Annotated in this window: 16 protein-coding genes; 12 read left to right on the top strand and 4 right to left on the bottom strand. The window is 68.7% G+C overall.

Annotation, left to right across the window (positions count from 1 at the left end):
• Nucleotides 1-55: 55 nt before the first annotated feature.
• From ABZW96_RS34905 to ABZW96_RS34930, 6 genes are all read left to right on the top strand, one after another.
• Nucleotides 56-2227, top strand: a complete 2172-nt coding sequence (locus tag ABZW96_RS34905; RefSeq protein WP_355080837.1) for a hypothetical protein — start codon at nt 56-58, stop codon at nt 2225-2227.
• A gap of 23 nt (nt 2228-2250) precedes the next feature.
• On the top strand, nt 2251-2715 hold the full coding sequence (locus tag ABZW96_RS34910; protein ID WP_355080839.1) for a GtrA family protein: 465 nt from the start codon (nt 2251-2253) through the stop codon (nt 2713-2715).
• Nucleotides 2716-2786: 71 nt separating this feature from the next.
• Complete coding sequence (locus ABZW96_RS34915) at nt 2787-5033, top strand: hypothetical protein (RefSeq protein WP_355080812.1); 2247 nt, start codon at nt 2787-2789, stop codon at nt 5031-5033.
• On the top strand, nt 5030-5584 hold the full coding sequence (locus ABZW96_RS34920; RefSeq protein WP_355080814.1) for a GtrA family protein: 555 nt from the start codon (nt 5030-5032) through the stop codon (nt 5582-5584). Before ABZW96_RS34915 ends, ABZW96_RS34920 begins: the two co-directional genes overlap by 4 nt.
• Nucleotides 5585-5593: 9 nt before the next feature.
• Nucleotides 5594-5824, top strand: a complete 231-nt coding sequence (locus ABZW96_RS34925; protein WP_355080815.1) for a Trm112 family protein — start codon at nt 5594-5596, stop codon at nt 5822-5824.
• A gap of 208 nt (nt 5825-6032) precedes the next feature.
• Nucleotides 6033-6551 (top strand): L,D-transpeptidase, encoded by a 519-nt coding sequence (locus ABZW96_RS34930; RefSeq protein ID WP_355080817.1) that lies wholly within the window; start codon nt 6033-6035, stop codon nt 6549-6551.
• Nucleotides 6552-6576: 25 nt separating this feature from the next.
• Here the strand turns inward: ABZW96_RS34930 and ABZW96_RS34935 are convergent, their stop codons facing one another.
• The 4 genes from ABZW96_RS34935 to ABZW96_RS34950 all read right to left on the bottom strand — a co-directional run bounded on the left by ABZW96_RS34935 (nt 6577) and on the right by ABZW96_RS34950 (nt 10339).
• On the bottom strand, nt 6577-7212 hold the full coding sequence (locus tag ABZW96_RS34935) for a TetR family transcriptional regulator (protein WP_355080819.1): 636 nt from the start codon (nt 7210-7212) through the stop codon (nt 6577-6579).
• The gene (locus ABZW96_RS34940; RefSeq protein ID WP_355080821.1) at nt 7209-8003 is read right to left on the bottom strand and encodes an ABC transporter permease; all 795 of its coding nucleotides are present in this window, start codon (nt 8001-8003) and stop codon (nt 7209-7211) included. The genes ABZW96_RS34935 and ABZW96_RS34940 overlap by 4 nt, the downstream gene beginning before the upstream one ends.
• Nucleotides 8000-8731: an ABC transporter ATP-binding protein gene (locus tag ABZW96_RS34945; RefSeq protein WP_355080822.1), complete on the bottom strand. Its 732-nt coding sequence runs from the start codon at nt 8729-8731 to the stop codon at nt 8000-8002. The genes ABZW96_RS34940 and ABZW96_RS34945 overlap by 4 nt, the downstream gene beginning before the upstream one ends.
• An 87-nt stretch (nt 8732-8818) precedes the next feature.
• Nucleotides 8819-10339: a multicopper oxidase domain-containing protein gene (locus ABZW96_RS34950; protein ID WP_355080824.1), complete on the bottom strand. Its 1521-nt coding sequence runs from the start codon at nt 10337-10339 to the stop codon at nt 8819-8821.
• Between the two features lie 243 nt (nt 10340-10582).
• Here ABZW96_RS34950 and ABZW96_RS34955 point away from each other — a divergent pair, with 243 nt between their 5' ends.
• From ABZW96_RS34955 to tyrS, 6 genes are all read left to right on the top strand, one after another.
• Entirely contained in the window at nt 10583-11761 is a 1179-nt protein-coding gene (locus ABZW96_RS34955) for an FAD-dependent oxidoreductase (protein ID WP_355080826.1), read from the top strand.
• Nucleotides 11758-12648: an RNA polymerase sigma-70 factor gene (locus ABZW96_RS34960; protein WP_355080828.1), complete on the top strand. Its 891-nt coding sequence runs from the start codon at nt 11758-11760 to the stop codon at nt 12646-12648. The genes ABZW96_RS34955 and ABZW96_RS34960 overlap by 4 nt, the downstream gene beginning before the upstream one ends.
• A 25-nt stretch (nt 12649-12673) precedes the next feature.
• Nucleotides 12674-13819 (top strand): low temperature requirement protein A, encoded by a 1146-nt coding sequence (locus ABZW96_RS34965; protein WP_355080829.1) that lies wholly within the window; start codon nt 12674-12676, stop codon nt 13817-13819.
• 192 nt (nt 13820-14011) lie between these two features.
• Nucleotides 14012-14653, top strand: coding sequence for a DNA-3-methyladenine glycosylase (locus ABZW96_RS34970; RefSeq protein WP_355080831.1), 642 nt, complete (start codon nt 14012-14014; stop codon nt 14651-14653).
• 108 nt (nt 14654-14761) lie between these two features.
• Nucleotides 14762-15187: a DoxX family protein gene (locus ABZW96_RS34975; protein ID WP_355080833.1), complete on the top strand. Its 426-nt coding sequence runs from the start codon at nt 14762-14764 to the stop codon at nt 15185-15187.
• Between the two features lie 421 nt (nt 15188-15608).
• Nucleotides 15609-16898, top strand: coding sequence for a tyrosine--tRNA ligase (tyrS, locus tag ABZW96_RS34980; protein ID WP_355080835.1), 1290 nt, complete (start codon nt 15609-15611; stop codon nt 16896-16898).
• The last annotated feature ends 506 nt before the right edge of the window (nt 16899-17404 follow it).

The raw sequence follows: 17404 nt of genomic DNA on the forward strand, positions 1-17404 counted from the left end.
GGACGCGTATTCGCGGCGAGATGTCTACCGGTGGGGGGTCATCACCGCGCTCGGAGTGGTCGCGGGTTACCTCGCTGTCCTGCTCGCCAACGCCCGGCATTTCTTCACCGACGACACCGAGTCCCAGTACACCTCGTTGTGGGTCGGCCTCGGCCGTGCGCTGCGCGCAGGCGATTTTCCGGTCATGGTGCCCGAGCACTGGATGGCGGGCAACAACACCATGGACGACGCGGGCCTGTTCAACCCGCCGCAACTGCTGATCGATCTGATCGCGCCCTCGGTGGACAACGTCGCGCTGTACGCCACCGTCGTGAAGCTGATCTTCTCGATCATCGCCGCGCTCGGCGTGTACCGCGTCTGCCTCGTCTACGGCGGGCGGCCCGCCTGGTCGGCGGTGGCGGGTATCGCGCTGCCGCTGTCGGGCTTCTTCCTGTTCTTCGACGAAGCCAGCTGGATGACCGCGCTCACCGGCACAGCGTGGATGGTGCACGCCTGGGCGGCCTCGGTCCGCTACACGCGCGGTCGAGGCGGGCCCGTTCCGGTTTTCGTCTACCTGTACCTGACCATCTCGACGCAGTACATCTTCCCCGCGGTCGAAGCGGTGCTGATGCTGCTGGCCGTGGCCGTGGGCGAGCTCGTGTACCAGCGCAAGTGGCAGCCGGTGCTGCGGCTGACGCTGGCGGCGGGCTGCGCCGGGCTCGCGGGCCTGCTGACCTTCCTGCCGAGCATGCTGTCGGCCAAGGTGACCTGGCGCGGCACCGCGCAGATCAACAACGACCAGTTCCTGACGGTGCCGTGGTCGGAGTCGCTGAACGCCAGCCTGCCCAGTTCGATGCCCGCCTTCACGTCGTGGTGGGGTTACGTGCAGCCGCTGCCGGTCACCTACATCGCCTGGTTCCTGGTCCCCGCCCTGGCGTTCGTCGACTGGCGGCGAGCCAAGGAGGCGTGGCGGGAGCTCAGCGCGATCGCGATCTTCGCGATCATGATGCTGATGTGGACGGCGGGCCCCGGTTCCGTCGGGCCGCTGCGCTGGCCCGCACGCGTGCTGCCGATGCTGGCCATCGGGCTGCTGGTCCTGGTGTGCGTGCTGCTGGGGCGTTTCGGGACGTTCCGCGATCCGAAGAACCGCGGCATCGCGGCGGGCGTGCTGATCCTGCTGCTGTGGGTGCGCTCCTTCTCCGCCGACCCGCACGACGCCATCTGGCACGTCATCGCGGCCTTGGCGCTGGCGGCGCTGGTGGCGGCGGTGGTGTGGCTCGGGCGCGCCAAGGGCACCGCGGCGGCGTGCGCCCTGACCATCGTCGCGATGTTCCCGATCGCCTATTTCCAGGTCGATGCCGCGCAACCCACGCCGATGTCGTGGAATCTGCCGACGAAGCGCTCGGAGGCGATGGCCGCGTTCCCGGACTTCGCGGGCAACACCATCCAGCTGGGCGACCGCGGACTGCTGCAGCCGCAGGACAAGAGCATCGAGGCGGCCTACGGCTCGCTCGTCTTCGGTAACTACGCCCGCGGACTCGAGCTGAACTACGTCAACGGGTACACCCCCAGCGGCCATTTCTACTTCGGTGAGCTGCTGTGCATGCGCTGGGACGGCAGTGTCTGCCCGGACGCCTACCGGCGCATGTTCGCGCCGGAGCCGACCACCGGGCGGCCGTTGGTCGATCTGATGAACCTGGACCGCGTGGTGGTGCAGCGGGCGCTGTTCCCGGACGCGCCCGGCCAGCCCGCACCCGAGGGCTGGACGTGGGTCGAGTATCCCGGGCACGAGCGCTACATCGCGGTGCTGGAACGCGTCGGCGGACCGATCTCGACGACGAACGGCCGCGTGACGGCGACCCAGAAAGCGACAGCGACATCGATCTCCGAGACCGATACCACCAGCCGGGTGCGCGTGTCCTCGGCCGAAGGCGGCCGGGTCGTGTTCGCTCGGCTGGGCTGGCCGGGGTACCGAGTCACGTTGAACGGCAAGTCGCTTCCGATCACGACGGTCGCCAAGTCCTTCATCGCCGTCGATGTTCCCGCGGGCACCCAGGACGCCGAACTGGTGCTGACCTGGCGTCCGCCCGGCTGGAAGATCGGCATCGCCGCCGTGGTGGCGGGTGTGCTCGGCATCGGCGTCCTGCAGTGGCTGTACGTACGGTCCCGGCGCCGCGAGGAGCCGGAGGAGAGCGCCGCCGCCGAGCCCGCCGAACCGGATCGCCAGTTGGCGGACGTCGTTTCGTGACGACGAACCCGCCTCCGGTCGCCGTGGGCGCCGACGCGGTGGGCGACGGGCCCGCGGCCGGACTCCTGGTGCGGGTGGTCCGGCGGCAGGAGGTCGCCTTCGCGCTGGTCGGCGCGTGCAACACCCTGCTCGGGATCGCGCTGACCGTGGTGTGGCTGGCGGTGCTGGGTGACGCGTGGCCGCCCGCCGTGGCGGTCGTGCTGGCCTACGCCGTCGGCATCGTCGTCGCTTTCGTCCTGCACCGGACGCTCGTGTTCCGGGTGCGCGGCCGAGTGCTGCGCGACTTCGCGGGCTTCGTCGTGGTGAATTCCGGTGGGCTGCTGATGAACACGGTGCTGCTGTCGCTGGCGGTCTCGGTGCTGCACCTGCCGCGGATTCCGTCGGCCGTCGTGGTGATGGGCCTGGTCGCCGTCGTCAGTTTCTTCGGCCATCGCTACATTTCGTTCCGCCGCAAGCCGGAGGCGCGGACCGAGAACGCGACCGGATGACGCGTCACCGAATGGCATCCCGGTACTGGCTTGCCGGAGCGGCACCGCGGTGACGGTAGGGTCTGGAACTCGTGGCCGAACGTAGCACCTTTCCTTCGCGCGAAGTCTGCACATGGGGCGTCATCACGGCGCTCGGGGTCATCGCGGGATACGGTGCGGTGCTACTCGCCAACGTCCGGCATTTCTATACCGACGACACCGAATCGCAGTACGCGCCGCTGTGGGTGATGCTCGGCCGGTACCTGCGCGAGGGACGATTGCCCGGCATGATCCCCGAGCACTGGATGGCGGGCAACTACACCATCGAAGAGGCCGGGCTGCTCAATCCGCCGCAACTGCTGATCGATCTGATCGCGCCCTCGGTCGACAACCTCGCGCTGTACGCCACCGTGGTGAAACTGATCTTCGCGATCATCCTGGCGCTCGGGGTGTACCGGATCTGCCTGGCCTACGGAGCGAAGGCGCCGTGGGCGGCGGTCGCGGGGGCCGCCATTCCGTTCACCGGATGGCTGCTGTTCTTCGACGAGTCCAGCTGGATGACCGCGTTCACCGGCACCGCCTGGATGGCTCACGCCTGGGCCTCCGGCGTGCGCTACGCCCGCGGGCGCAGCGGGCCGATTCCCACCTTCGTCTTCTTGTATCTGGCCATCTCGGTGCAGTACATCTTCCCGGCGGTCGAGGCCGGGCTGATGGTGGTCGCGGTCGCGATCGGCGAACTCGTGTACCAGAAGGCGTGGCGTCCGTCGGTGCGTCTGCTCACCGTCGCCGCCGGTGCGGCGCTGGCCGGACTGGCCACCTACCTGCCGAGCATGCTGTCGGCGAAGGTGACCTGGCGCGGCACCGCGCAGATCAACAACGACCAGTTCCTCACGGTGCCGTGGTCGGAGTCGCTGAACGCCAGCCTGCCCAGCACGCTGCCCGCGTTCAGTTCCTGGTGGGGCTACGTGCAGCCGATGCCGGTGGTCTACATCGCGTGGTTCCTGATTCCCGCCCTGGCGTTCGTCGACTGGCGCAAGGCGCTCGGCGCGGCGCGTGAGCTCGTCGCGCCCGGGCTGTTCGCGGTGATGGCGCTGATGTGGACGGCCGGTCCCGGCGCGGTCGGACCGTTGCGCTGGCCCGCGCGGGTGTTGCCGATGATCGCGCTCGGCCTGCTGGTGCTGGTGTGCGTGCTGCTCGGCCGTTTCGCGACCGTGCGGGACTGGCGGCGGCGTGGCACAGCGGCCGCGGTGCTGATCGGCCTGCTGTGGGTGCGCACTTTCTCGGCCGCGCCCCACGAGGTGATCCGGCACGTCGTCGCGGCGCTCGGGGTGGCCGCGCTCGGCGCCGTCGCGGTATGGCTCGGGCGCAGCCGGGGCGTGGCCGCGGCGTGCGCGCTGATCGTCGTTTCGGTCTTCCCCATCGCGTACCTCCAGGTGCGGGACGCGCAACCGACGCCGATGGGCTGGAATCTGCCGGAGAACCGCTCGGAGATGAAAGCCGCGTTCCCCGACTTCCCCGGCACCACATTGCAACTCGGCGACCGCATGCTCATCCCGCCGCAGGAACGGAATCTGCCCGGCGCGTACGGATCGCTGGTATTCGGCAACTACGCCAAAGACCTCGAGCTGACCTACGTCAGCGGATACACCCCCAACGGGCACTACTGGTTCGGCGAGACGTTGTGCATGCGCTGGGACACCAGCGTCTGTCCCGATGCCTACCGGCGCGCGTTCGCGACCGAGCCGACCACCGGCCGGACCATCGTCGACCTGATGAAAGTCGACCGGGTGGTACTGCATCGCGCTCTGTACCCGGACGCGCGCGACCAGCCCGCGCCGCCCGGCTGGCGCTGGGTCGACTACCCCGGGCACGAGAAGTACATCTCGGTGCTGGAGCGCACCGACGGCTCGATCTCGGCGCGGGACGGCCGGATCGCCGCCACCCAGGGCGTGACTGCCACCTCGGTCGGGGAGTCGGACACGACCAGCCGGGTGCGGGTGAGTTCCACGGAGGGCGGCCGAATCGTCTTCGCGCGGCTCGGCTGGCCCGGTTACCGCGTGACGCTCGACGGTCGCGAGACACCCTCCACGTTGGTGGCGAAAACCTTTGTCGCCGTGGATCTTCCGGCTGGCAGCTCCGGTGACCTGGTGGTGTCGTGGCAGCCGCCGGGGTGGCGGATCGGCGTCGCCGCGGCACTGCTCGGCCTGCTCATCGTCGGCCTGTCGCAGTGGGCGTATCTGCGCGGCAGGCGGCGGCTCGACGAAGGTTCCGGTGCCGAGCCGTCCCCGCTCGACGCGGCCGTGACGCCGGAAACCCACCTGGCCGACGCCGCCCGATGAGCGCGGATGCGGCGGACGACGTCGGCGCGCCTGCATCGGACGCGCGGCGCTTCGATGCCGCGGGTGTCACGGCCGAGACGGGTTCCGGAGCCAAGAGCGCGGACCCGGGTCCGCTGCTGCGCCTGGTGCGTCGGCAAGAGATCGCGTTCGCCATCGTCGGCATGGTGAACACGGGCCTCGGCATGGCCCTGACGGTGCTGTGGCTGGCGGTACTCGGCGACCGGGCGCCCGCCGCGCTCGCGCCCGCCCTGGCCTACTCGATCAGCGTGTTCGTGGCGTTCGTCCTGCACCGGACCCTGGTGTTCCGGGTGCGCGGGCGCACGGTGCGGGATTTCGTCGCGTTCGTCGCGGTGAACTCCGGCGGACTGGTGCTGAACATGGTGCTGCTCCAATTGGGCGTCTCGGTGCTGCACCTGCCGAGCATTCCGTCGGCGATCGCGGTGATGGCGCTGGTGGCGGGCGCCAGCTTCTTCGGTCATCGCCACATCTCGTTCCGCCGGACGCCCGCCCCCGATGCGGACGGTTCTCGTTCCGGCCCGGCCGGAAGGTAGGTTCCTGATATGCCTGAGCACACCACCCTGGACGCCACACTGCTGAGCCTGCTGGCCTGCCCGCAGGACAAGGGCCCGCTGCGGCTGGTCCGCGCCGCCGACGACAGCGCGTTGCTCTACAACCCGCGCCTGCGGCGGGCATACCCGATCGAGAACGGCATCCCGGTGCTGCTCGTCGACGAAGCCAGGGACGTCACCGACGCCGAGCACGAAGCGTTCACCGCTCAGGGCGACGCCTGACCCTCCGCGCGGCCGTCCCCTTTCTCTCACGACTCGCCCACTGCGCGGCAACGGATGCGTCACGGTCGTTTTGCGTCCATTGACCGTTCGAAGCCGGCTCCGCCATGATCATTTGCACTTCGAGACGGTCATCTCGCTCCAGCACAGGGGCGTTGCGACCGACCTGATCAGCGCACAGGTGGCGTATGAGAGAGAGGTCGGGAACGTCATGAGCGATTCGCGTTTACGTAATTGGACGGCTCGATGCGCGATGGCCTGCGCAGTCGCGGCGGCGGGATTCGCCATGGCGACGCCCGCGCAGGCCGAGCCACTGTGGCCGGGTGGCCCGGACATCCCCGGTTTGCCCGCGCTCATTCCACCTCCGCCGCCCCCTCCGGCCGTGGCGCCGTGTTCCACCGCGGCCCGTGCGTGCATGCGGCTGTCCACCAATGAGGCGTGGCTGATGGACGACGGCAAGGTGGTCTACGGCCCGACGCCGATTTCGCACGGCATGCCGGGATACGAGACGCCGCCCGGCGTCTTCCACGTCTCGTTCAAGAAGGAGTTCCACTGGAGCACCATGCACAACGCTCCGATGGAATACGCGACCTTCTTCAACGGCGACATCGCCTTCCATGTCGGTCCGATCGAGAAGAAGTCGCACGGCTGCGTCCGGATGACCTACGAGGGTGCCAAGGCGTTCTACGAGTACCTGTGGCCCGGTGACGTCGTCGAAGTCGTGGAGTGACGGCCCCGGCGTCCCCTCGTCGCGGTCACCGGGACACCGGTTCCTGGCCGATGTCACCGGTCAGATAGCGCTGCAGCGTCGGGCCCACGGCGGCGACCAGGTCGGCGGCGGACATCGAGGCCAGCGGTTCCACTCCGATGACCTTGCGGCCGACCAGCACGCCGATCATCTGCGAGGCGACCAGGCTGATCCGGGCGCGGCCGTCGTCCTGCGGGGTGGCGATCCGCCTGCGGACGCGTTCCAGCACGACCTCCAAGAGGAACGCCCTGGCCAGGGACGGATCGTGACTGCCGGCCAGGACACTGCGCACCATCGCGACCACGCCGGGACCCGCGGGCGAATCCCACACGGCGACCACCGTGCGAAGAATGGTCTCGCCCAACCGGTCCAGCGGTGCGGCCTCGATGACGCGCAAGGTCGCCTCGGGATCCACCGGCAACTCCACCACCGCGGCGAAGAGCTGTTGCTTGGTGCCGAAGTAGTGATGCACCAGAGCGGGATCGACCCCGGCGTCGGTGGCGACCGCGCGCACGGAGGTCTTGTCGAAGCCGATATCCGCGAACCGGGCGCGGGCGGCCGCGAGGATGGCCTCGCGGGCGCCCGATTGCCCGGGTCGGCGGCCGGTGCGAGCGGGACGCTCGGCGCCGTTGCCTGCCGTCACGCGGTCCGCCGTCGTAGCGTGGCCGCGCCGAGGCACAGGGCGACGATCGCGAACCCGGCGACGATGGCCAGATCGCGCCACATCTGGCCGGTGACCTCCGGATGCGTCGACACCTGTTGCAGCGCGTCGACCGCGTAGCTCAACGGCATCACGTTGCTGATCACCTCCAGCCAATCGGGCAGCTGGCCGCGGGGAACGAGCAAGCCGCACAAGAAGATCTGCGGGGCGACCACGACCGGCATGAACTGTACGGCCTGGAATTCGGTGCGGGCGAACGCGCTCGCCAGCAGACCCAGCGCCACCCCGCACACCGCGTCGATGACGGCGATCAGCACCACCCACGCGGGGCTGCCCGCCGAGCCCAGTCCGAGCAAACCGAACGAGACCAAGCAGGCGACGATCGCCTGCGCGGCGGCGGCCAGCGAGAACGCGGTGCCGTATCCGGCGAGCAGGTCGAGTTTCGTCAGCGGCGTCGACAGCAGTCGCTCCAACGTGCCCGAGGTGCGTTCCCGCTGCATGGCGATCGCGGTGATCAGGAACATCACGATGAACGGCAGGATGCCGAGCATGCTGATGCCGACCCGGTCGAACAGGGGCACCGGGTTCAGCGGGTTGGTCGGAGTGTCCTTGTAGATGAAATACAGCAGCGCCATCAGCAGGGCGGGGACCACCAGGATCATGGCGACGGTGCGGTGGTCGTTGCGCAGTTGCCGCAGGATGCGGCCGGTGGTCGCGGCGTAGGGGCGCAGCGTCGGCGTCCGCTTCGGCGCGGCTTCCGAGATGGCGGTCATGCGTTCTGTCCCATCGTGATAAGGGTGAGGAAGGCGGTTTCCAAGTTCTGCTCGCCGGTCTGCGCGCGCAGTTCGTCGGGGCTGAGCTGGGCCAGCAACTGACCGTCGCGCATCAGCAGCAGCCGGTCGCAGTGCTCGGCCTCGTCCATGACATGGCTGGAGACCAGCAGTGTCGTCCCGTTCGCGGCCAGTTCGTGGAACTGCTTCCACAACTCGACGCGCAGCACGGGATCCAGGCCGACGGTCGGTTCGTCCAACACCAGCAGTTCGGGCTGGGCGACCAGCGCGCACGCGAGCGACGCCCGCGTCAGCTGGCCGCCCGAGAGTTCGTCGCCGCGTTGCTGGGCGTGATCGGCCAGGCCCACCGCCGTGATCGCGTCGTCCACGTCGGCGCGATCGCGGCCGTAGAGCGCGGCGAAGTACGCGACGTTCTCCCGGACGCTGATGTCGTTGTAGATGCTGGGCGCCTGCGTGACATACCCGATCAGATGGCGAAGCGTCGTGGAGCCCGCCGGGTGGCCGAGCGCGGTGACCTCACCCGATTCGATGACCTGGGTGCCGACGATGCTGCGCATCAGCGTCGTCTTGCCACATCCGGACGGACCGAGCAGCCCGGTGATCGAGCCGCGCGGGATGGCCAGCGAGACGTCGTGCAGGACTTCACGGCCGCCGCGGTGGACCCGCAGATCTCGTACCTCGACGGCGGGGGAGGGGCTGGCTTGCGACACGGTCGCCTCAATTCATCGAGTGTTGAATTCACTGTACGATGAATTTAGCGCGCTCGCGCTCGACCGGCAAGAGTGCTTTTCCCGGAATCAGTGGCCGTGCCGCACCGGCGGTGTTCCCGCCGCCTGGCCCGGGTTCACGACCACGAACTGGCCCATCATTCCGAGGTCCTCGTGCCAGAGGAGATGGCAGTGATACATGTACGGCGCGTCCGGATCGGCCGGGCCGTCGAAGCGCATCGCCAGCCGGACCGTGCTGTTCGGCGGCAGGAAGACGGTGTCCTTCGGGCCGGTCAGTGCCGGGGGCGGCGGCTCGTCGTCCACCGCGAGCACGCGGAATCGCACGTCGTGGATGTGGAAGTTGTGCGGCATGCCGTCGTTGTTGCGCACCACCCAGGTCTCCGCCGTGCCGCGCGTGACCGCGAAATCGATGCGGTCCATGGCCATCGGCCTGCCGTTGATCCCGGCCAGGTTCAGGTCGAAATGCCGTTCCAGCACCGAATCACCGCCGTCCGGGGTGGTCGGAGACGCCAGGACCGCGGGGAGTTCCGGCGCGGGCCGCAACGTGCTTGCCGCGCGTAGTTCGAGGATGTCGAAAGTGTCGTCGCCGCCGGAGAACCGCTGAGTCCAGAAATCCAGCCCGGCGTCGAGTTCGCCGCCGCGCAGCACGGTGCGCTCGCCCGGCCGCATCCGGACCACGATCTCCGCCCGCTCGCCCGGTGACAGCCGAAGCCGGTCCACGGTGCTCGGTCTTTCGATCAGCCCGCTGTCGGTCGCGACGAGCGAGAACGGCCGCCCGTCGGCGAAGACGAAGGTGTAGATCCGCGCGGTCGAGGCGTTGAGCAGACGCAACCGGACGAGTTCGTCACCGACGTCGCGGTACGGCGCGAGCGTGCCGTTGACCATCGTCCGATCGCCGAGAAACCCGACGTCGCGGAACATCGCATGCGCGGAGTCGAACGCCGCGCCGTCGAACCGCACGTCCTGGACGATCAACGGCAGATCGTTCACCCCGTAGTCGGAGGGGAGGGGCAAGGCGGTGGACACCTCGTCGTCGAGCAGGAACATACCCGCCAGTCCGCGGCGCACGTGCTTTTCGGTCGCACCGTGCGGATGGGGGTGATACCAGAGCGTCGCGGCCGGTTGATCGATGGTCCACCGCGGCGTCCACGCCGCGCCGGGAGCCACCATCTGGTGCGGCCCGCCATCCATTGCCGCGGGCAGGTGCATGCCGTGCCAGTGCACGGTGGAGGCCTCCGGCAACGTGTTGCGCACGGTGACGGCCACGTTCTCCCCGTGCCGCGCCCGCAGCGTCGGCCCGAGGTAGTCGCCGTTGAATCCCCACGTCTCCGTAGTCCGGCCGGGCTGGAATTCCCTTCGCCCGGCGCGCATGTCGAGTTCGAACGTGCGCGTCCCGTCGGCGCCCACCCGCGACGGCGCCAGCGGAGGAATGGCGAGTTCGTTCCGGAATTCCGTCTTCCCGGCCGTGGACACGTCCGCTCGGGCGTAGACCCAGGCGACGCCACCGACCACGAGGACCGGCAACGCCGCGACGCAGACGACAACGATGAGCAACCACCGCCGCTTGCGCGGCCGGAAATCCGAAGGCATGGACCGACGGTAGAAATGGCAAGTGCCCCAACGCATCCGGGAGCATCCCTATTTCCACCCCGGTCCACCCCTGATGCCCGCGTCCGGGCTTTCCGGGTGCGGGATCACGCACCGATCGGAAGCGGCTGGCGTACTGTGACCCAGAACACAGCCCGGGGTGTCACGTCCGGGTCCGGTCATTTGTCCCATGGTCGTCACCATCCGCCATTCCTGCCCCGGTGACCCGACCATTGGAGCACTGCCATGAACACCGAACATCGCATCGTCGTCCTCGGCGGCGGCTACACCGGCATGCTCGCCGCCGTGCGGCTGGCCCGGCGCACCCGAGCGCTCGACGTCCGGATCACGCTGGTCAACCCCTCGGCCCGATTCACCGAGCGTCTGCGCATGCATCAGGTGGCCGCCGGTCAGCAACTCGCGGACCACCGGATTCCCGCGCTGCTGGAAGGCACCGGGGTCGCCTTCGTCCAGGGCTGGGCCACGGCCATCGATCCGGTGAACCAAGAGGTGACCGTCGACGAGACGACTCGTCTTCCCTACGACGAATTGATCTACGCCCTGGGCAGCACCGCGGACACGACCATCGTGCCCGGCGCCGCAGACCATGCGTGGACCCTCGACAACCCCGCCACCGCACACCGGTTCGCCGAGCGCCTCACCGAGGTCGCGGCGCGCGGGGGCGCCGTCGCGGTCTGCGGCGGCGGCCTCACCGGCATCGAGGCGGCGGCCGAGATCGCCGAGAGTCATCCCGGCGCGCGCGTCACCCTGATCAGCACCGGCGAGCTCGGGGCCATGATGGGGACGAACGCCCGCGCGTACCTGCATCGTGCGCTCGATCGCCTCGGCGTCGCCCGCGAGACCGGCCGGGCCGTGGTGAAGGTGCTGCCCGACGCCGTCGAACTGGCCGGCGGCGAGTTGGTGCCCACCGACCTGACGCTGTGGACGGCGGGTGTTCGCGTGTCACCGCTGGCCGCGCGGGCGGGCATCGAGACCGACGCGCACGGGCTGATCGTGGTCGACCCGACCCTGAGGTCGGTGTCGCATCCGGCCGTCCACGCCATCGGCGACGCCGCCGCGGTCCGTCAAGCGTGGGGGCAGATCCACGGCACCTGCCAGAGTGGGATGCCTACCGCCGCCTACACCGCCGACGTCATCGCGCGGCAACTGCGCGGCAAGCGCGTGCGGCCGTTCCGCTTCGGGTATTTCCACCAGCCGGTCAGCCTCGGTCGCAAGGACGCGGTCATCCAGTTCACCAAAGCCGACGACCGCCCGCGCCGCGGCTACCTGGCCGGACGCGCCGCGGTCATCTACAAGGAGGCCGTCAGCAGCAGCCCGATACCGACCTTCGCGCTGAGCAAGCGGATGACGGTGTCGGTCGCGCTGTCGAAAGGTGGCCGAGCCACCAGGAGAATTCAGCCATGACCGACCGGACAACCGAGCAGGACCCGTTTCTCGAACACCGACGTCTGCTGTTCGCCACCGCGTACCGGATGCTGGGGACCGTCACCGATACGGAGGACGTCCTCCAAGACGCCTGGCTGAAGTGGAACGACACCGATCGGTCGACGGTGCGGCAACCCAAGTCCTACCTCGTGCGCACGGTCACCAACCTGTCGCTCAACCGGCTCACCTCGGCCAAGGCCACCCGCGAGAACTACGTGGGCCCCTGGCTGCCCGAGCCGTTGCTCACCGCACCGAACATCGCCGAGGAGACCGACTTGGCCGACACCGTCTCCACGGCGATGCTGGTGGTTCTCGAAACGCTCAGTCCTGTCGAACGCGCGGTCTTCCTGCTGCGCGAGGTCTTCGGCTACTCGCACGCCGAGATCGCCGAGACCCTGGACCGGCCGGAACCCGCGATCCGGCAGATCGCGCACCGCGCCAAGCAGCACGTGCAATCCCGCAGGCCGCGGTTCGACACCGACAAGGCGCAGCGCGACCATGTCACCGCCCGATTCATGGCCGCCTGCTCCGGCGGCGATCTCAACGCGCTGATGGATCTGCTCGCCCCGGACGTCACGTCGTGGTCGGACGGCGGCGGCGTGGTCACCGCGGCGCGCCGACCGTTGTACGGACCCGACCACGTGGCCCGCTGGATCCTCGGCGTGCTGGCCAAGCCGGTCGTCGCGGGCTTCGTGTTCGAATCCGCCTGCATCAACGGTGAACTCGGCGCGCTCGTATTCATCGGCGGCTCCCCGGTGGCCGCGTTCACCTACGACATCGTCGACGGACGAATCCAGAACCTCCGGTTCCAGGTCAACCCGTACAAGCTGAAGGGCCTTTCCATGGGCACCGACGCGCTCGGGTGATCTTCCGCCGTTCTAGGCTCCAGCCGTGACCAACCAGAGTGCCCTGTCCGCTGACGGCGGACAGGTACGGGCCTCGACGCTCGAGCTGTTCTTCGATCTCGTCTTCGTTCTCACCATCACCCAGCTGTCGCACGTCTACACACACCATCCAGGCTGGCAGGCACTCGCGCAGGTGGCGCTGCTGTTCGGGGTGATCTGGTGGATGTATTCCGGTTACGTGTGGCTCACCAACGAGGTCGCGCCGAACAGTTCCGCCCGGCGGACCTGGCTGCTGGTCGGCATGTTCGCCTTCTTCGTCCTCGCTCTGGCCATCCCGGACGCGTTCCACGGCACCGGCATCGCCTTCGGGTTCGGATACGTCCTGGTCACCGCCGTGCATACCGCGCTGTTCGCCTCGGCGGGCGGCACGTCGGCGACCACCGCGATCCGCCGGATCGCCCCGCTCAACGCCCTGGCCGCCGCCCTCGTGCTGGCGGGTGGGTTCGTGCACGACTGGGTGCAGTACGCCTGCTGGATATCGGCGTTCGCGGTGCAGGTGATCAGCCCCTATCTGGTCGACACGGGCGACTTCGTGGTCCGAGCCAGTCATTTCTGCGAGCGGCACGGGCTGGTCGTGATCGTCGCGATCGGCGAATCCCTCGTCGCCATCGGCGCCGGGCTGGCCGGAGAGCGGATCACGCCGGAGTTGATCGCCACCGTGGGCCTCGGTCTCTGCCTGGCCTACGTCCTGTGGTGGGCGTACTTCGGCGTCGACGACGAGCGCGGCGAGCATGTGCTGGCCGCGGTGCCGGACCGGGAACGGTCCCGGCCGGCCGTACTGGCCTACGGCTACGCCCTGTACCCACTGCTGATCGGCGTCATCGTGGCCGCGGCGGGCATCCAGATGAGCATCGCCCGCGGCGGCGTGGCGAGCCCGGTCGCCGTGGCCGCCGCGCTCTCCGGCGGCGTCGCGCTGTACTTCCTCGGTCAGTTCTTCTTCCGCCTGGCACTGCGGTTGCCGCGTCCCTGGGCGCGCCTGCTCGCGGCGCTCGCGGTAGCGGCCACCACCCCGATCGGCGTCTACTGGGTCTCCTGGGCGCAACTGGCCGCGATCGTGGTCGTGGCGTACGCCGCCGTGATCGCCGACGACTTGCTCACACTGCGGTCCGGCGAGCACAGCGCGTACTTCTGAATGCGCACACTGTCTGCTCCGGTCGGCCGGGTCAACGATTTCCGCCGGTCGTCGCGGGTCGGGTCGGTCTGTGCGCATCGGCGCTCACGCCACATGGCACGCCGTCATGTCCTCGTCGCGATCGTTCGTGCCGAGGCGGTACGCGTGCCGAGCGGCTGCGCTGCCCCGCCTCCGTTGTCGCCGTCGAGGACAATGGCGGCTGTGTGTGCCCAATCTGTCGAGGAACTTGCCGTCGAACCTCCCGCCGCCGCCCGCCGTCTGCTCGGGGCTACCTTGTGGTCGGGCCCGGTCGGTGTCCGGATCGTCGAAGTCGAGGCCTACGGGGGAGACCCGGCCGGGCCGTGGCCGGATCCGGCATCGCATTCCGGTCGCGGCCGGACCAAGCGCAACGGCGTCATGTTCGGCCCCGCCGGTGTGCTGTACGTGTACCTCAGCTACGGCATGCACACCTGCATCAACGTGACGAGCGGACCGGACGGCATCGCCAGCGCCGCGCTCATCCGCTCCGGCGAGGTCGTCGCGGGACTGGAGACGGCGCGCGCGCGACGTCCCGGCGCCCGATCCGATCTCGACTTGGCCCGTGGCCCGGGCAATCTCGGCGGTGCGCTGGGAATCACTCTGAGCGACTACGGAACTCCGCTGCTCGATCCGTCGTCGCCGATCCGGCTGGAACTGGACAGCCCCGTCGACGCCGCCGAGATCGCGAGTGGCCCACGGGTCGGCGTCAGCAGCGCGGCGGATGTGCCGTGGCGTTTCTGGCTTCCGGGTTCGCGGGCGGTGTCGGTGTACCGGCGCAGTCCGCGCGCTCCCTTGTCCGCCGCGCAGTCGGTCTGACGGCTCGTCGAGACTTTTCGCCGCGGCGCGATGAGTTTTCGCGAAGGTTCCCGTCCTATCAGGTGAACGCGCCACCAACCCGGCGCCACCGACCCGAAGGACAGAACCATGACCGCCATCGCCACCACCGGCACCGTCGCCGTAGCCCGCCCCGGCAAGGCGCTCAACCGCACCCTGTGGACCCTGCAGATCCTGCTCGGCCTGTTCCTGATCGTCGCCTCGGGCCTGCCGAAACTGGTGGGTCAGTCCGACGCGGTGCGGATCTTCCACGAGATCGGATTCGGCGACTGGTTCCGGTACCTCACCGGCCTGGTCGAGGTCGCGGGCGGCGCAGGTCTGCTCGTGCCGCGGCTGAGTGGACTGGCCGCCTCCGGCCTTTCGGTCACCATGGTGCTGGCGGCCGCCACCCAGGCATTCCTCTTGGGCGCTCCCGCGCTGGCTCCGTTCCCGCTGGTGCTGGCCGTCGTGTTCGCCTGGATCGCCTACCAGCGCCGCGACAGCATCGCCGCGGTCCGGGAAATGCTGCCGCGCTGAGTGCACGCGTAGTGGACGGTCGGTGGACTCCGGTCCACCGACCGTCGATGCGCATTACGGGGTAATACGTCGCGGTGGACGCCTGGGGCGCTCTGGGTCGGTGCGCTCACCAGGTGCTCGCTACCGTCGATCACTCTGCCGGGCTCGTCGTCGAACGACCGTCTCGACCGCGAGCCTCGGCCATTCACCACGAACTCTCGCGCGAGTGCGGCGAGCGCCGCGTAGCGGTCCGATGCGGCACGGAACCTCGCACCTGTGCTCGTTCACCGAACGCGGCGAGACCGGACGGCGATCCGTCTCCGCGAACGGGTCGGGCGGACACCTCGACCGCTCGCATGTAAATCATTCGACCGACACCGCCGCGCGCCCGAGACCGAGGTGCACACGTGGCCCCGAACCTCGTGCGGAAAGATAGGACATCGTGAGCGGCGACATCATCGACGAACTGACCTGGCGCGGTCTGATCGCGCAGTCCACCGACCTGGATGCCTTGCGTGCGGCGGCGGCCGCCGGGCCGCTGACCCTCTACGCCGGCTTCGATCCCACCGCGGCCAGCCTGCACGCGGGCCATCTGGTGCCGTTGCTCGCGCTGAAGCGTTTCCAGCGCGCCGGACATCGACCCATCGTGCTGGCCGGTGGCGCCACCGGGTTGATCGGTGACCCGCGCGACGTCGGCGAGCGGACCATGAACTCCACCGACACCGTCGCGAGCTGGGCCGAGCGGATCCGCTCCCAGCTCGAGCGTTTCGTCGACCTGGACGACTCCCCGACCGGAGCGGTCATCGCCGACAACATGGACTGGACCGGGCCGCTGTCCGCCGTCGACTTCCTGCGCGATATCGGCAAGCACTTCTCGGTGAACGTCATGCTGGCGCGCGACACCATCAAGCGACGACTGGACGGCGAGGGCATCTCCTACACCGAGTTCAGCTACATGCTCCTGCAGGCCAACGACTACCTGCAGCTGCGCCGCAACTACGGCTGCACGCTGCAGGTCGGCGGCTCCGACCAGTGGGGCAACATCATCGCGGGCGTCGAACTCAACCGCCGGGTCGACGGCGCGGCCGTGCACGCCTTGACCGTTCCGCTGGTGACCTCGGCGGACGGCAAGAAGTTCGGCAAGTCCACCGGCGGCGGCAGCCTGTGGCTCGATCCCGAGATGACCAGCCCGTACGCCTGGTACCAGTACTTCGTGAACACGGCGGACGCCGACGTGGTGCGCTACCTGCGTTGGTTCACCTTCTTGTCCCGCGAGGAACTCGACGAACTCGAGCGTGCGACCGCCGAGCGTCCGCACGCCAGGGAGGCGCAGCGCAGGCTGGCCGCCGAGATGACAACCCTGGTCCATGGCGAGGCCCACACCCATGCGGTGCAACTGGCCAGCCAGGCGCTGTTCGGCCGAGGTGAACTGCGTGAGCTCGACGAGGCGACGCTCGGCGCGGCCCTGCGCGAAGCCGCCGTCGACGGTGAGGTCGCGCAGATCAAGGCGGGTGAATCGAACACCATTGTGGATCTGCTCGTCGCGACCGGCCTGTGCGAGAGCCGCGGCGCCGCCAGGCGCGCGGTGAACGAGGGTGGCGCCGCCGTGAACAACGCGAAGATCTCCGACATCGAATGGACGCCTGCCGAGGCCGACTACCTGCACGGACGCTGGCTCGTGCTGCGGCGCGGCAAGAAGAACCTGGCGGGGGTTCTTCGGGCAGGTGCATGACGGTCGCGGTGGCTTGAATCACATCCGTGTGATTCAAGCCGCCGATCACTCCGATCGCGCACCGTTGACCTGCGGAAACGCCAAGTTGTTCAGGCGATTTGACGTAGCGTTATCCGCCGCGTAACTTAGTCCAAGTCAGAGCGACACGGACTCCGACCCGGAGCCAAGCGAAGCGGAAACGCCGAGCAGGACCGGGAAACGAGGTAGTACGAGGAGCGCCTGTCAGCCCAGTATGACGCAGATCGGCCGATGGTCTTGACTTCGGTTGGTTGCTTGGTTAGGCTGGGAAAGTTGCCTCACAGAAGGTCCGGTCGAGACTGGCCCGGATGTGTGTGCGTGTGTTCTTTGAGAACTCAATAGTGTGTCGATGAATGTCAGTGCCAAATATTTTTTGGTTCCGGCCTTTTCACTCCCCGTGTGGAGGGTCGGACATTTTTAGTCAGCTAATTTCCGGCTGGCGATTGTTTTGCTGGGTTTTCGGACTCTAGTTTAGATATTTCTGATTC

It is taken from the genome of Nocardia sp. NPDC004168 (genome assembly GCF_040610355.1).
Classification (GTDB): Bacteria; Actinomycetota; Actinomycetes; order Mycobacteriales; family Mycobacteriaceae; genus Nocardia; species Nocardia sichangensis.